Origin of the sequence: Acidovorax sp., from assembly GCF_046341535.1 — a bacterium.
Classification (GTDB): Bacteria; Pseudomonadota; Gammaproteobacteria; order Burkholderiales; family Burkholderiaceae_C; genus Acidovorax.
Genome location: NZ_JBKDRI010000018.1, coordinates 1 through 15118, shown reverse-complemented (window position 1 = coordinate 15118; position 15118 = coordinate 1). Strand labels below are relative to the sequence as shown.

The window sequence follows — 15118 nt, the reverse complement described above, 5'->3', positions numbered from 1 at the left end:
GCCGTAGGCCTTGCGCGTGATGACGGTGACCTTGGGCACCGTGCATTCGGCATAGGCGTACAGCAGCTTGGCGCCGTGCTTGATGATGCCGCCGTACTCCTGAGAAGTGCCAGGCATGAAGCCGGGCACGTCCACGAAGGTGACCACGGGGATGTTGAAGGCGTCGCAGAAGCGCACGAAGCGCGCGGCCTTGATGCTGCTCTTGATGTCCAGGCAGCCGGCCAGCACCATGGGGTTGTTGGCCACGATGCCCACGCTGCGCCCGTCCATGCGGCCAAAGCCGATGACGATGTTCTTGGCGTAGTCCGGCTGCAGTTCGAAGAAGTCGCCGTCGTCCACCACCTTGAAGATCAGCTCCTTGATGTCGTAGGGCTTGTTCGGGTTCTCGGGCACCAGCGTGTCCAGGCTGAAGTCAAGCCGCTCGGGGGCGTCGCCCCCGTTCGGCCCCAGGCGCACGGGCACGCCGTCGCGGTTGTTCAGCGGCAGGTAGTTGAAGAAGCGGCGCAGCATCAGCAGCGCCTCGACGTCGTTGTCGAAGGCCAGGTCGGCCACGCCGCTCTTGCCGGTGTGGGTGGAGGCGCCGCCCAGTTCCTCGGCCGTGACCTCCTCGTGCGTCACCGTCTTCACGACCTCGGGGCCGGTCACGAACATGTAGCTCGAATCCTTGACCATGAAGATGAAGTCCGTCATGGCGGGCGAGTACACAGCGCCACCGGCGCAGGGCCCCATGATCATGCTGATCTGCGGAATCACGCCGCTGGCCAGCACGTTTTTCTGGAACACATCGGCATAGCCGCCCAGGCTGGCCACGCCTTCCTGGATGCGCGCGCCGCCCGAGTCGTTCAGGCCAATGACCGGCGCGCCGACCTTCATGGCCTCGTCCATCACCTTGCAGAGCTTCGCGGCGTGGGTTTCAGACAGCGCCCCGCCGAACACCGTGAAATCCTGGCTGAAGACGAAGACCAGGCGGCCGTTGATCATGCCGTAGCCGGTGACGACGCCGTCGCCGGGGATTTTGTTGGCCTCCATGCCAAAGTCGGTGCAGCGATGCTCGACGAACATGTCCCATTCCTCAAAGGTGCCATCGTCCAGCAGCAGTTCGATGCGTTCGCGCGCCGTGAGCTTGCCCTTGGCATGCTGCGCATCGATTCGCTTTTGCCCACCGCCCAGGCGGGCCAGCGCACGCTTGTTCTCCAGTTGCTCCAGGATGTCTTGCATGGTCGTCCTTTGGTGAAATCAGGTATTGCTATTTATTTGATAGCTGCTGGTGCATGATGGCCGTGCGCGACCAGCAGAATTCTTGCTGCAGTGGATGCCGCAACGCGCCCAGCGGCCACATCGGCCTGCATTTGCGGCAGCAGTTCGCGCACCTGCGGGTGCTGGCGAAATGCGAGCTTCAGGCCCGCGTCGATGCGCTCCCACATCCACGCCAGCGCCTGCTTTTCGCGCCGGGCGGTGATGCGGCCATGGGCGGTTTGCAGTTGGCGAAACTGAGTGACCGCGGCCCAGAACGTGTCCACGCCCTGCCCCAGCAACGCGCTGATCTGCACGACCTTGGGGTGCCACAGGGTGTCGTCATGGTGAGCGGTCTCGGGGTTGCCGTGCTGGCTGAGCAGCCGCAGGCTGGACGTGATCTGCGCCTCGGCCCGCGTGGCGGCGGCCTTGTCAATGTCGGCCTTGTTGATGACCACCAGGTCGGCGACTTCCATCACGCCTTTTTTGATGGCCTGCAGGTCGTCGCCCGCGTTGGGCAGCTGCATCAGCACAAACATGTCCGTCATGCCCGCCACGGCAATTTCGCTCTGGCCCACGCCCACGGTCTCGACGATGACCACGTCGTAGCCTGCCGCCTCGCAGACCAGCATGGCCTCGCGGGTTTTCTCTGCGACTCCGCCCAAGGTGCCGCTCGATGGGCTGGGGCGGATGTAGGCTTTTTCGTGCACCGACAGGTGTTCCATGCGCGTCTTGTCACCCAGGATGGAACCGCCTGACACGGTGCTGGAGGGGTCGATGGTGAGCACGGCCACGCGGTGGCCCTGGGCGATGAGGTACAGGCCCAGCGCCTCGATGAAGGTGGACTTGCCCACGCCGGGTACGCCGCTGATGCCCAGGCGGAAGGATTTGCCGGTGTGGGGGAGCAGCTGGGTGAGCAGCTCGTCGGCCTGTGTGCGGTGGTCTGCGCGGGTGGATTCGAGCAGCGTGATGGCTTTGGATAGGGCGCGGCGCTGAACGGGGCCGGGCTGGCCTGTGATGCCCTCCAGCAAAGCTTGTGCAGGTGGTGCGAGGCCTTCGACAGGCTCAGGCTGAACGGGTGGGGGGGTGTTGATGTCGTGTTTCGGCGGGATGCCGGTTTCATGACGCCCCTGGGAGTCGTTTCGCCCCACCTGTTCGGGCTGAGCCTGGCCAAGCCCGGGCTTGTGCTCCGCATGGCCATGCGACTGGGCCAGCGCCTGTACGCGTCCCCAATCCCCCGCCATCAGCGCTTCCTTTTTGGCCCGCGACCAGCCCTTGATCTGCAGCTCAAACGCCAGCGCGCCTTCGCGGGTGTCAAACTCGCCCTGCCAAACAAGCTCAACCGGCTTGCGTAGCGACGTGTAGCCCACGTCACCGTTGTCATGCTGCTGCATGCGCAGCACCATATCATCGGTGTGCCCGGTGTAGTACGACCCGTCGGCGCAGCGCAGGATGTAGACGTGGAAGGGGCGCATTGTTTCAGTGTTGAACGGTGGGGGTGAAGGCGGACGGACGTTTTGCGGCCCGCTGGGTCTGCACCCCCCTCACCCGTTCAGCCTGAGCCTGTCGAAGGCCTACACTGGCCCGAGCCCTGGCTTCGACAAGCTCAGCCCGAACGGGTGGGCTGAGGGCTGACAGGCGTTTTATGGCCCGCTGGGTCTGCACGCCCCCCGACCGTTCGGCCTGAGCCTGTCGCAGGCCTTCACTGGTTCGAGCCCTGGCTTCGACAAGCTCAGCCCGAACGGGTGGGGTGAGGGCTGACGGGCGTTTTGCGGCCCGCTGGGTGCGCACTTCCCCCACCCGTTCGGCCTGAACCTGTCGAAGGCCTTCACCGGCCCGAGCCCTGGCTTCGACAAGCTCAGCCCGAACGGTGGGGGGGGTGAAGGCACAGGGTTTCACGCCACCGCCTTGCGAATCTGCTCCAGCACATCCTTGGCGCTGGCCGGGATCGGTGTGCCCGGACCGTAGATGCCCTTGACGCCCGCCTCGTACAGAAAGTCATAGTCCTGCGCCGGGATCACCCCGCCCACAAACACGATGATGTCGTCGGCCCCCTGGTCTTTGAGCGACTGGATGATGGCGGGCACCAGTGTTCTGTGTCCCGCCGCCAGTGTGCTCACGCCCACGGCATGCACGTCGTTTTCAATGGCCTGGCGGGCGCATTCTTCGGGGGTCTGGAACAGCGGGCCCATGTCCACGTCAAAACCCAGGTCGGCAAAGGCCGTGGCCACCACCTTGGCGCCCCGGTCGTGCCCGTCCTGGCCCAGCTTGGCGATCATCACGCGGGGGCGGCGGCCTTGGGCCTCGGCAAATTCGTTGATCTCGGTCTTGAGTTTGTCCCAGCCTTCAGCCGAGTCATAAGCTGCTGCGTACACACCGGTCACCTTTTGTGTATCGGCGCGGTGGCGCCCGTAAACCTTTTCCAGTGCATCAGACACCTCGCCCACCGTGGCGCGCAGGCGCATGGCCTTGATCGACAGGTCCAGCAGGTTGCCCTCGCCGCTTTCTGCTGCGAAAGTGAGAGCATCCAGTGCCTGCTGGACAAGCGCGGCATTGCGGTTTTGCTTGATGTTTTGCAGCCGCGCAATCTGACCGTCGCGCACTTTCATGTTGTCGATCTGCAAAATATCGACGGGGTCTTCCTTGGCAAGGCGGTATTTGTTCACGCCCACGATCACATCCTTGCCGCTGTCGATGCGCGCCTGCTTCTCGGCCGCGGCGGCTTCGATTTTGAGCTTGGCCCAGCCGCTGTCCACCGCAGCCGTCATGCCGCCCATGGCTTCGACCTCTTCGATGATCTTCCAGGCCGCGTCCGCCATGTCCTGCGTGAGCTTTTCCATCATGTAGCTGCCCGCCCAGGGGTCGATCACGCTGGTGATGTGGGTCTCTTCCTGAATGATGAGCTGCGTGTTGCGGGCAATGCGTGCGCTAAATTCAGTGGGCAGCGCAATGGCTTCGTCAAAGCTGTTGGTGTGCAGGCTTTGCGTGCCGCCAAACACGGCAGCCATGGCCTCGATGGTGGTGCGCACCACGTTGTTGTAGGGGTCCTGCTCGGTCAGGCTCCAGCCGCTGGTCTGGCAGTGGGTGCGCAGCATCAGGCTCTTGGGGTTTTGGGCCCCGGTGGCTTTCATGATGCGGCACCACAACAGGCGGGCTGCGCGCATCTTGGCGACTTCGAGGTAGAAGTTCATGCCAATCGCCCAGAAGAACGACAGGCGACCCGCAAAGTCGTCCACATCCATGCCCTTGGCCATGGCGGTTTTCACATATTCCTTGCCGTCGGCCAGGGTAAAGGCCAGCTCCAGCGCCTGGTTGGCCCCGGCTTCCTGCATGTGGTAGCCGCTGATGGAGATCGAGTTGAACTTCGGCATGTGCTTGGCCGTGTACTCGATGATGTCGCCGATGATCTTCATCGACGGCTGGGGCGGGTAGATGTAGGTGTTGCGCACCATGAACTCTTTCAGAATGTCGTTCTGAATGGTTCCGCTGAGCTTGTCTTGCGAGACGCCCTGCTCCTGTGCCGCCACCACATAGCCCGCCAGCACGGGCAGCACTGCGCCGTTCATTGTCATGGACACGCTGACCTTGTCCAGCGGAATCTGGTCGAACAGGATCTTCATGTCCTCGACCGAGTCAATCGCCACGCCCGCCTTGCCCACATCGCCCGTCACGCGCGGGTGGTCGCTGTCGTATCCACGGTGGGTGGCCAGGTCAAACGCTACGCTCACGCCCTGCCCGCCTGCGGCCAGCGCCTTGCGGTAGAAGGCGTTGGACTCTTCCGCCGTCGAAAAACCAGCGTATTGGCGGATCGTCCAGGGGCGCACGGCATACATGGTGGCCTGCGGGCCGCGCAGGTAGGGTTCAAACCCGGGCAGCGTGTTGGCGTGCGGCAGGTTGGCCGTATCTTGGGCGGTGTAAAGCGGCTTGACCGTGATGCCGTCCGGCGTGACCCAGTGGAGGGCATTCACGTCGCCCCCCGGCGCGGATTTGGCTGCAGCCTTGGCCCAGTCATCGAGTGACGCAGCGGCAAACTCTGGGGGCTGGGTGGGATGGGGGTCACTCATGGCGAGGGTGTCTCCGAAGATGGCATGGATGCGTCTGACACGATGCGGCGGCGGTGGCCGCGCGGGTGCAGAGATGTCACGGCGATTTTATATCATTCATAATTATTGATTCAAAATATTCCGCACAGCTTACAATCAGCCCATGTCCGCCCTCACCCTGACCCCTCGCGCGCTCTATGAAGAAGTGGCGGAGCAACTGCGCCAGCGGATCTACCGCCGCGATCTGGCACCCGGAAGCTGGATCGACGAGCTGAAGATTGCGCAGGAATTCGGCATCAGCCGCACCCCCCTGCGCGAGGCCCTCAAGGTGCTGGCCGCCGAAGGGCTGGTCACGATGAAGGTGCGCCGTGGCGCCTATGTGACCGAGATGAGCGACAAGGATCTGCGCGACGTGTACCACCTGCTCAGCCTGTTGGAGAGCGATGCCGCCGCCGTGGTGGCCGAACGCGCAACCCCCGATCAGCTCCAGGCCCTTGAGGCCCTGCACGCCGAGCTGGAACAGGCGGTGAACGAGCGGGAGACGTTTTTTGCCGTAAACGAGCGGTTTCACATGCTGCTTCTGGAACTGGCAGACAGCCGCTGGCGCAGCCAGATGGTGGCCGACCTGCGCAAGGTGATGAAGCTCAACCGCCATCACTCCCTGTTCAAAGAGGGACGCATCGCGGATTCGCTGCAAGAGCACCGGGCGATCCTTGCCGCTCTGCAAGCCCGCGATGCCGCGCGCACACGCCAGGCGATGGCGTCGCACTTTGCCCAAGGGCTCGTCGCCGCCACCTGACGAGCCCCGGACACCGGCCTCCGGCTTGCGCGCCTGCCCGGGTAGATTGGCAAGCGTCCCCCCGATTCGTGGAGAAAGCCCAGTCAGCACGACTGGCCGCAATCGTGGCCACCCGCCGCGTACACCAGCACCTTCAGCGCCCGCTCCTCATCCGCATCGGCAAACGCGACCGGGTTGGCAATGCGCGCCACGAATGTCATGTCGGGGGCCAGTTCCTGCATGTGACAGCGCAAAAAATCGGCCCCCAGCTCGGGCGCATTCAGGCACAGCAGAGCGTGCCCACCCGGCGCGATCAGGTCGGGCAGGCGACGCATCAGCCGCGCATAGTCTTTGGTCGCAACGAAGCTGCCCTTTTGGTAGCTGGGCGGGTCCACAATCACCAGGCCGTAGGGCCCGCTGCGCGTCAGCTTGCCCCAGCTACTGAAAATGTCGTGCGCCAAAAAGGCTGCGCCCGTCGTGATGCCGTTGAGCTGGTGGTTGTGCTGCCCGGTGGCGATGGCCGCGTGGCTCATGTCCACGTTGACTACCTGCTTGGCCCCCGCCCGCAGCGCAACCACCGAGAAGGCGCAGGTGTAGGCGAACAGGTTGAGCACCTTCAAGCCATAGCGGTCGTTGCGGCGCGCAGCGGCGTAGTCACCCACCCAGCGGCGGCCCTCGGCCATGTCCAGAAAGAGTCCGTGGTTCTGTCCGCGCAACACATGCACGCGGTAGCGCGCACCCGCCTCGGTGACGGTGTGCGGCTCGGGCACGCGGCCCGCCATCAGGCGGGTGTCAGCGCGCCCCTGCAGCCGCAAGGCCTCGCCCCGCTGCTGGAACACCCAGTTCAGCGGCTCGCCCGCAGGGGCAATCTGCGCCCAGCGAGCCTGCAGCGCTTGTCCGACCATGGCGAGCTGTTCGTCGCTGGCCGGGGCAAAGCTGGTGAGCACGAACACAGGCGGATACGCATCCAGCACCCATGGCTCATCGCCCGCATGCAAACCACCACGGCCATGAAAGATGCGGCAGGCATCCACGGGCAGTGGCATGGCGGCAATGGTATGGAGGAGAGCTTGCATCAAAGTATGGTTATTTTTGGCCGGTTACGCTTGCCGCGTAAGCTTTTGCAGCTATCATTTTTGATATAAGCGCTGTGGGCGGATCACGACAGGGCGGGCATGGCGCAAGCGTGCAGGGTTCAGCGCAGCCCCAGCCGGGTGAGCTTTTTGACCAGCCCGACGCGCGAGATGCCCAGTCGCCGCGCCGCCTCGGACTGGTTACCGCCAGCGGCCGCCAGCGTGTCACGCACCATGCGCAGCTCCAGCTCCATCAATGCCGCATCCAGCGGGCCTGCGGTGCCGTCGGGGGCGGCCCCGGTACCGTTCCCCCCGCCGTCGCCCGCAGACCCCGCCGGACTTTCCCCGCCACTGACCGCCGCAAATGCCGCTGTGTCGCCGCTGGACAGGCGCAGCAGCGCCGCATCCACCTCGCGCTGATCGGGCATGAGCAGCGCGCCCGCCGACTCGACAACCGCTTTGAGTTCACGCACGTTCCCAGGCCACTCGCGCGCCATGAGCCACGCCAGCGCATCGGGGCTCAGGCACGCTCGGTGAGCCACGCGCTGCAGAAACCGGGTTGCCAGCAGCGGGATGTCGGCAGGCCGCTCGGCCAGCGACGGCGTGCGCAGCACCACCCCCTTGAGCCGATAGAAAAGGTCTTCCCGAAACGCGCCTTCGCGGACCATGGTCTCCAGGTCGCGGTGGGTGGCAGCCACCACCCGCACATCGACACGCTTTTGCACGCGGCCACCCACGGGCACAAAGGTGCCTTCCTGCAGAAAACGCAGCAGCTTGACCTGCATCGGCGGCGGCATCTCGCCCACCTCGTCAAGGAACAGCGTGCCACCGTGCGCGGCCTCCACCAGACCGGGCTGGTCCCGGTAGGCGCCTGTGAAGCTGCCCTTCATGTGGCCAAAGAGCTCGCTTTCCAGCAGTTCGGCAGACAGCGCACCGCAGTGAATGGCCATGAAAGGCTCGCTCTGGCGAGTGCTGCACGCATGCAAGGCGCGCGCCACCAGTTCTTTGCCCGTGCCGGTGGGCCCCAGCACCAGCACACTGACCTGCGTTGGCGCGACGCGGCGCACCAGTGCGCGCAGTTGTGCGGTGGCGGCAGCCTGGCCTGCGATGCCCAGATCGTCCAGCGCCTGGCTTGCGCGAAGGTTTGCCAACTCGGCATCCAGCCGGGCCTTGCGCAGCCCGCGCGCCACCACAAAGCGCAGCATCTCCGGATCGACAGGCTTGGTCAGAAAATCCCACGCGCCGAGTTCGGTGGCGCGCAGCGCCAGCGCGTGGTCGCCGTGGCCGGTCAAAACCACCACAGGCACCTGGGGTGCAAAGCGCGGGATCAGTTGCAGGCCGATCTCCGGGTCCATGTGCGGGGGCATGGCCAGGTCCAGCAGCACCAGCTCTGGCCGTTGCCGCGCAAATGCGGCCAGGGCCTGCTCGCCATCGCCCGCCAGTGTGACGGTGTGCCCCAGCCCGCGCAAAAAGGCGCTGCCCAGTCTTTGGAACGCCGCCTCATCGTCTGCCAGCAACACATGGCCAGACTCGGGCGCACCGTGCGGGCCTGCCGCAGCACCGGGGTCGTCAGCGTTTGGGGTGGCAATGGAGTTCATGGCGGGGGTACCAGGGGAAAGCGCAGGGTAAAGCAGGTGCTCCAGGGCGGGCGCTCGGTCAGGGCCACCGAGCCACCGTGCGCGGCCATGATGCGCGCCACAATGGCCAGGCCCAGGCCGGTACCACCCGGGCTGCGCGAGGCGAAGGGTTCAAAAAGACGGTCCCTAATCTCCTGCGGCACGCCGGGGCCTGCATCGCAGATGTGCAGCAGCACCTCATCGCTGGTGGCCTGGGCATCGATGTGGACGGGCGCATGGGTGCGCGTGACTGCGCCGCTGTCGCGGCTGCCATGGGCGTCACTTGCAATCTCCAGTGATGCGGCCATGCGGGCGTTTTCAAACAGGTTGGTCAATGCCTGCTCCACGCGGCGCGGGTCGGCCTGCAGCATCAGGGGCGCCTGCAAGCCCTCGCCCAGGCTGACATCCGGCAAACGCATGGCTGCAGCCCGCACCTGCGCGGCAAGGTCGATGGTCTGGACGGACAGCTTCCAGGGCTTGGCAAAGTCCAGCAGGTCGTGTGTGAGGTTGGCAATGCGCGCGACCTGATCGGCCACTTCGCGGCGGGTGTCGGCGGGCGCGGCAGCCACCGCCATCGAAATGATGTTCAGCGGGTTGCGGATATCGTGCGCCACCGTGGCGGCAAGGGCCCCCAACTCGGCCAGACGGGCCTGGAGCTGGCGCTCGCGCTCGCGGCTGGCAAACTGCTGCGCTTGCTCCAGGCGGCCAGCCGCCTCGGCCACAACGGTGCCAAACAGTTCAGCCACATGGCGCGGTCCGGGCGGCGCGGCATCCCAGCCCAGGAGCGTGGTCTGCCAGCCATCGGTGTCCACACGGCAGACCAGCTGCGGCGCGCTGGACGCTGGCCGGGCAGCCGTGCCCACATACACCTCCACCGGCGTGCCGATGCGCTTGCCCAGCAAGGCCGCCGCCTGCCGCGCCAGCTCCATCGGCGTCTCGGCCCGCTGCAAATCGCTGCGCCAGTCCCGCAGGTCGGCCATGGACACCTCGCCACCGGGGTAGACCAGCCGCTCGGCGACGCGGCGCACCGGCCCATTGAGCGCCAGCACGGTGGCCGCCACCGCCAGGCCCGCCAGCCAGCGCGACTCGAACAGCGGCAACAGCGGCGTCAACGCCACCACGCCTGCGCCCAGTGCCAGCAGCAGCGCCCACACCAGCGCGCGGCGAGCCCAGGCATTGGCCACAAAAACCCCATAGCGCAGGATGCCGTAGACCAGGATCAGCGAATACAGCGGCAAGCCCAGCAGCGGAAACGGGTACACCGGAACATTGAGCACAGCCATGGCGTAGCCCGAGAGGCACAACATGCCCCACAGGCAGGACGCGGTCACGGCAGCGATCTGACGAAACTTCTGCCGATCGGCCGCGCGGCGTGCCCGCAGCAGCGCCGACAGCAGCACCGCAACGCCGCCAATCCCCAGCACCACCCACGCCATGCTGGCCACCCAGCCCACGGTGTCGGCCACGGCAATCCAGCCGATGTCAGGGTGGTACACCAGATGCCCCGGCACGATCAGCATGGCCGCCAGGCTGGCGCCCGCTCCCAGCGCATAGGCCGCTGGCACGCCAATCTTGCCCAGGTTGACACGGCAAAACACCACGCAAAAATGAAAAAACAGGGCAGAGGTGAGCGGTGCGGTGGACAACAGCAGCATGGTCAGCCGCTCGGTCTGCGGCCCCAGCCAGTTGGGCAACTCGTTGCCCGTCATCCACAGGGCGATTCCGAAGAGGAACGCCGCCAGCAGCCGCGCCCCCGCCACCCGGTCGGCCCACGCCAGCAACACCGCCGCCAGCGCCAGCGTCTGGAGCAACGCAAACCCCAGTACGGCATGCATCAGCATCGGGCGCACACCCTGGTGACAAAGACCGGGACACGAATTTCGCGCATGGGAAACCTGTTGCTGGGGTTGACGACGGGAACGCTGCAGACTGTAAACCAAGTATGCAGCCCATGGGCGCGTCTCCAATGAAATCAACGACTTGCAGCAGTCATCGGGCCTGGCCCGTCTTTCGCAATAGGGATGGCAGGGAATGCAACCCTGACCACCTGCGAGGCCCCCCATGTTTGCCCTGTTCACCAGCGTCCGCCCTGCCGAGCGTGCCCCCGTTCCTGCAACTTCTGCGCTGAACCTTCGCGCCCTACTGGGGGCCGCAGCGTGGTCGCGCCTGCCGCCGCCCGTGCAGCGCCGCTTCGGCACCGCCCACACCGAGGTCACCTACAGCGGCCGGATGGAGCTGCGCTGTTCGCGGATGGGCCGCTGCTTTGCGGCACTGGCGCGCTGCTGGGGTGGCCCGCTGACCGAGATCAGCGCTGCAGACTCGCCAGCCACCGTCCGCGTGACCCACAACGGGCGCGGCGGTGCGGTGTGGGAACGCTGCCTTCATGACGACGACACCACCAGCGGCCGCGACCTGCGACGCCATGGCCAGACGATACGTTCCACCAAGGAGCTCGACGCCGACGGCAATCTGCTGGAGCGCACCGAGGGTGGCCTGAGCATGGTGCTCGACGTGTTTGAGGACAACGGGGCGCTGGTGTTTCAAAGCCGCCGTTATCTGTGGGTGCTGCCTGGCGGACGCCTGCGCGTTCCGATACCGCTGCTGCTGGGCCCCGGCACCTGCCGGGTGGTGCACACCGACCTTGGGGACGGCAACTTCCGCTTCACCCTGACCATGGTCCACCCGTGGTGGGGCCAGACCTTCTACCAGTCGGGTGTGTTCGCCGACCCGCACGTCGAACGGGGCGAGGACCCACGCGGTCTGCATGCCCTCACCGCTCGCTAGCTGCGCTCGTCTGCCCAACGCATCGCCCGGCCAATTTCTCAACACCACTCACCACCAGGCCCGTCCATGAACACCATGACTCCCCTCTTCCTTATCTTGTCGGTGCAGGCCGCCATGGGCGCTTTTGACAACCTGTGGCACCACGAGCTGCACGCGCGCTTGCCGCAGCGCGTATCGGCGCGCCGTGAACTGGCGTTGCACGCCGCGCGCGAGGCCATCTACGGCGTGATCTTCCTTGGCCTGGCGTGGTGGCAGTGGCATGGCGCTTTTGCTGCGGTCCTGGCCACCCTGCTGCTGGTTGAACTGGTCATCACCCTGGCCGACTTTCTGGAGGAAGACCGCACGCGGCACCTGCCCGGCTTTGAGCGCGTGTTGCACACCCTGCTGACCATCAGCTACGGCCTTTTCCTGGCCCTGGTCGGCCCGGTGCTTTGGGCCTGGGCGCAGCAACCCAGCGCCATGCTGCTCACGCCGCATGGGCCGGTGTCGTGGCTCTTTACGCTGTTTGCCGTGGGCGTGTGGGCCTGGAGCATTCGCAACGCCATCGCCGTGGTTCAACTGGGCCGCAAGGCCGCGCCGCCCGCCCCGGCAGGACCACACGGCGACGGCCCCACCAGCCCTGCGACCGGCCCGGCCACCCTGGTCACCGGCGCCACCGGTTTTTTGGGAAGCGCGCTGGTGGACGATCTGGTGCGCACAGGCCAGCGGGTCATCGTGCTGTCCCGCGATGCGCTGGGGGCCCGCGCTCACCTGGGGGCCGGCGTCTGGGTGGTCGACAGCCTGGACGCAATTCCGGCGGAAACGCCCATTGACGCCGTGGTCCACCTGGCCGGGGCGCGCGTGCTTGGCATGCCCTGGACGCCCGCACGCAGGCGGTCGCTGCTCAGGAGCCGGGTGGACACCACCACCGCCCTCATGGCGCTGATGCAACGCCTGCAGCGCCCACCGCGCGTGCTGGTCAGCGCATCGGCCGTCGGCTACTACGGGGCCACGCCCCATGCTTCGATGGAGCCCCGTGATGAAAGCGCCCCGCCCCGCCCCGGCGAGTTCCAGTCAGACCTGTGCCGCGCCATCGAGGATGAGGCGCAGCGCGCCCAGGCGCTGGGCGTGCGGGTGGTGTGCCTGCGGCTTGGCGTGGTGCTGGGCCACGGTGGCGGTGCCTACCCCCTGCAAGCCCTGGCTGCACGCTTTGGGCTGGGTGCCATCCTCGGCCGCGGGCAGCAGCCTGCGCCGTGGATTCACATCGCCGATGCCGTTGGGCTGATCCGTTTCGGGGTGGCGCGCGACGACGTGAGGGGTGCCGTGAACGCAGTGGCACCGCAGGGCGTCACGCAGGCCCAATTTGTCCAGGAGCTGGCCGCATCGCAGGGTCGGCGGGCCCGCTGGAGTCTGCCCGCATGGCCCTTGCGCGCCCTGCTGGGAGAGATGTCAACCCTGCTGCTGGATGGGCAAAACGCTGTCCCGCGCGCAGCCTCCATGCTTGGATACCGGTTTGTCCATCCAGGCCTGCCCGGTGCCCTGCAGGCGCTGTCAGGGCGCAGGCCCCAAAGAGCGCGGGCTCAGGAGCCCAGTCGATGATGTGCAGCCGATGCCCACCCGCACACATTCACCGGGGAGGCCGACCATCGGCGCCAAGGCGGCAGCAGGCAGGCCTGGGTACCGGTGCACTAAAGCGCGATTGTCAGGCGCGGGGGACCGGCGCTGCGGAGTTCACACACAGCGCCATGTTCAGCGCCTTGATGGCGGTTTTGTAGTCTTCGCGCTCAATCACGAACTGCATGTTCACCTGGCGAAGCGTCTGCGACACACAGTTGACGTTGACCTGCGCGTCAGCCAGGGCCTGGGCGGCCTTGGCCAGCACACCGGGAATCCCGATGTTGGAACCAATGGTGCAAACAATGGCGCTGGGCTTGATCGTCACCACCTGGTAGCCCTCCTGCAGCTCTGCCACCAGTTCGGGCGACACCTGACTGTCCCAGACCAGGTGGGCGATGGAGTTGGCATTCGTCGCCTTGAGGATGTAGCTCACATCGTGCTTGCAAAACACGTTCATCAGGCCCGCATCAAAGCCCACGGTGCCCACCATGCTCGGGTCATGAATCTCGATCAGCGTGACCTTGTCGGTGCCGGTCACGATCTCGACGCGGGCGCGTTCACCGACGAAGTCCTTGGTGATCAAGGTGCCAGGATGGTCGGGTTCAAAGGTGTTTTTGAGCCGAATGGGAATCCCCGCCAGCTCCATCGGCTTGGCGGCCTTGGGGTGGATGGCTTCCATGCCCACATCGGCCAACTGGTCGGCCACGTCATAGTTGGTGGCGCCCACCACAATGGCGTTTTCCAGTCCGACCAGGTTGGGGTCTGCAGAAGACAGGTGGAATTCTTTGTGGATCACGGCCTCGGCAGGGCGTACTTCCACGGCAATCTTGCTGAAGGTGACCTCAGAGTAACCACGGTCGAACTCGCGCATGATCCCCTCGACGCCCTTGGTGTAGCCCGTGGCCACCACCACCTTGTCGTTCAACTCCAGGCCCTTGAAGCTTTGCGCGATCCGTTCATCAATCGTCCAGGTCTCGTTGTCGTCAAAGCCTGCCAGATCCATGAGGATGGCGTTGACACCGTTGGCCTTGAGGATCTCGACCGAGTTGAATGCGCTGTGGGACTCGCCAATCGAGGCCAGCACCTCACGGGCAGCCAGCAACACATCCTTGCGGCTCAGGTAACCGCTGGCCAGCACATGCTGCATGGCACCCAGGTATTCGCGTGCCTGGCCGATGCGATGGTCGATGAAGGCATCGGCCACGGCCAAAGGCAGGCCCAGCTCGGCGTAGTCGGCATTGAGCCTTTTCAGGCTGACCGCGAGCTGGGTCAGAGCGTCCTGGTAGCCCTTGCCCTCGGCAAACAGGGCGTAAATGCCGCGCTCGCCTGTTTTTTTGTGTTCCAGCAGCTGGTTCGTGACACCAGAGTAGGCAGACACCACATAAATGCGGCCATTGATGCGTTGGGGATCGTGCAGCACGATGTGACGCAGAACATCGCCAAAGGCGGTCATGGAGGTGCCGCCGATCTTCTCGACAGAGACCTTGGAGTTTTGAACTTCTTGCATGGACTGGCGCAGGGGAGCAAACGAAGGGATGGGGCCAAACCGACCAACCTCAGGGGGAGATCTGGCGGCAAACCCGGTATTTTCCATGACTTTGGCCGGGCCGCCCCGCCTGAGGCGGCGATGCGCGCATGCGAACCCGGTTTGGAGCCTCAACCCCTTCGCCGCACCCGGTGGCTGGGCAGAGGCCACAACGCATGGAGTGACAGAGACTCCCACCCCTCGATCAGTTTCGGCCAGAACGCAAACGCGCCAGGCGCGGAGCCAGCCAGAGCACGAGCCCAGCGCCGGCCACCAGCGGGAACACGGCCCACTGAACGAGGGTGACGAAGGCATGGAGCTCACGCAAGGCGCTAGGAGCCTGTCGGACTTGGAGCGTCGAAAGCGAAAATCGGCCCCAGCGAGGACAGTTTTTGCCGAATTTGCAGCCCCATAGCCGAGCTATGGGGCAAAAAGGCGGTTAAAAATGGACCGCTGCGGTCGATTTGCAG

10 protein-coding genes and 1 pseudogene are annotated in these 15118 nt (G+C 65.5%); 3 read left to right on the top strand and 8 right to left on the bottom strand.

Going from position 1 to position 15118, the window contains the following annotated elements; translation table 11 throughout:
* The 4 genes and pseudogenes from ACK543_RS01055 to scpA all read right to left on the bottom strand — a co-directional run.
* Positions 1–1218 (bottom strand): acyl-CoA carboxylase subunit beta (locus ACK543_RS01055; protein ID WP_409941030.1); only part of this gene is annotated, 1218 nt, incomplete at its 3' end.
* A 32-nt stretch (positions 1219–1250) separates the two neighbouring features.
* Positions 1251–2264 (bottom strand): methylmalonyl Co-A mutase-associated GTPase MeaB, encoded by a 1014-nt coding sequence (meaB, locus tag ACK543_RS01050; protein ID WP_409941031.1) that lies wholly within the window; start codon positions 2262–2264, stop codon positions 1251–1253.
* Between the two features lie 234 nt (positions 2265–2498).
* Positions 2499–2708 (bottom strand): annotated as a pseudogene (locus ACK543_RS01045) (GIY-YIG nuclease family protein); the annotation flags it as partial.
* A 420-nt stretch (positions 2709–3128) separates the two neighbouring features.
* The gene (scpA, locus tag ACK543_RS01040; RefSeq protein WP_409941029.1) at positions 3129–5297 is read right to left on the bottom strand and encodes a methylmalonyl-CoA mutase; all 2169 of its coding nucleotides are present in this window, start codon (positions 5295–5297) and stop codon (positions 3129–3131) included.
* A 142-nt stretch (positions 5298–5439) separates the two neighbouring features.
* Between scpA and ACK543_RS01035 the strand changes: the two genes are divergently transcribed.
* Positions 5440–6075, top strand: a complete 636-nt coding sequence (locus tag ACK543_RS01035; RefSeq protein ID WP_409941028.1) for a GntR family transcriptional regulator — start codon at positions 5440–5442, stop codon at positions 6073–6075.
* A gap of 83 nt (positions 6076–6158) precedes the next feature.
* Here the strand turns inward: ACK543_RS01035 and ACK543_RS01030 are convergent, their stop codons facing one another.
* The 3 genes from ACK543_RS01030 to ACK543_RS01020 all read right to left on the bottom strand — a co-directional run bounded on the left by ACK543_RS01030 (position 6159) and on the right by ACK543_RS01020 (position 10584).
* Complete coding sequence (locus tag ACK543_RS01030) at positions 6159–7130, bottom strand: class I SAM-dependent methyltransferase (RefSeq protein WP_409941027.1); 972 nt, start codon at positions 7128–7130, stop codon at positions 6159–6161.
* A 119-nt stretch (positions 7131–7249) separates the two neighbouring features.
* Complete coding sequence (locus tag ACK543_RS01025; protein WP_409941026.1) at positions 7250–8725, bottom strand: sigma-54-dependent transcriptional regulator; 1476 nt, start codon at positions 8723–8725, stop codon at positions 7250–7252.
* On the bottom strand, positions 8722–10584 hold the full coding sequence (locus tag ACK543_RS01020; RefSeq protein WP_409941025.1) for an ATP-binding protein: 1863 nt from the start codon (positions 10582–10584) through the stop codon (positions 8722–8724). Before ACK543_RS01020 ends, ACK543_RS01025 begins: the two co-directional genes overlap by 4 nt.
* Before the next feature lie 220 nt (positions 10585–10804).
* Between ACK543_RS01020 and ACK543_RS01015 the strand changes: the two genes are divergently transcribed.
* The gene (locus ACK543_RS01015) at positions 10805–11527 is read left to right on the top strand and encodes a DUF4166 domain-containing protein (RefSeq protein WP_409941024.1); all 723 of its coding nucleotides are present in this window, start codon (positions 10805–10807) and stop codon (positions 11525–11527) included.
* 75 nt (positions 11528–11602) lie between these two features.
* A complete protein-coding gene (locus ACK543_RS01010) occupies positions 11603–13105 on the top strand; it encodes a TIGR01777 family oxidoreductase (protein ID WP_409941023.1) in 1503 nt (500 codons plus the stop codon).
* Between the two features lie 103 nt (positions 13106–13208).
* Here ACK543_RS01010 and ACK543_RS01005 read toward each other — a convergent pair whose 3' ends face one another.
* Positions 13209–14630: an aspartate kinase gene (locus ACK543_RS01005; protein WP_409941022.1), complete on the bottom strand. Its 1422-nt coding sequence runs from the start codon at positions 14628–14630 to the stop codon at positions 13209–13211.
* Positions 14631–15118 lie beyond the last annotated feature (488 nt).

Excerpts from the sequence above, each read along its gene's own strand:
- ACK543_RS01005 (WP_409941022.1), bottom strand. The coding sequence starts at position 14,630 with ATGCAAGAAGTTCAAAACTCCAAGGTCTCTGTCGAGAAGATCGGCGGC.
- ACK543_RS01010 (WP_409941023.1), top strand. The coding sequence starts at position 11,603 with ATGACTCCCCTCTTCCTTATCTTGTCGGTGCAGGCCGCCATGGGCGCT.
- ACK543_RS01030 (WP_409941027.1), bottom strand. The coding sequence starts at position 7,130 with ATGCAAGCTCTCCTCCATACCATTGCCGCCATGCCACTGCCCGTGGAT.
- ACK543_RS01025 (WP_409941026.1), bottom strand. The coding sequence starts at position 8,725 with ATGAACTCCATTGCCACCCCAAACGCTGACGACCCCGGTGCTGCGGCA.
- ACK543_RS01020 (WP_409941025.1), bottom strand. The coding sequence starts at position 10,584 with ATGCTGATGCATGCCGTACTGGGGTTTGCGTTGCTCCAGACGCTGGCG.
- ACK543_RS01035 (WP_409941028.1), top strand. The coding sequence starts at position 5,440 with ATGTCCGCCCTCACCCTGACCCCTCGCGCGCTCTATGAAGAAGTGGCG.
- scpA (WP_409941029.1), bottom strand. The coding sequence starts at position 5,297 with ATGAGTGACCCCCATCCCACCCAGCCCCCAGAGTTTGCCGCTGCGTCA.
- ACK543_RS01015 (WP_409941024.1), top strand. The coding sequence starts at position 10,805 with ATGTTTGCCCTGTTCACCAGCGTCCGCCCTGCCGAGCGTGCCCCCGTT.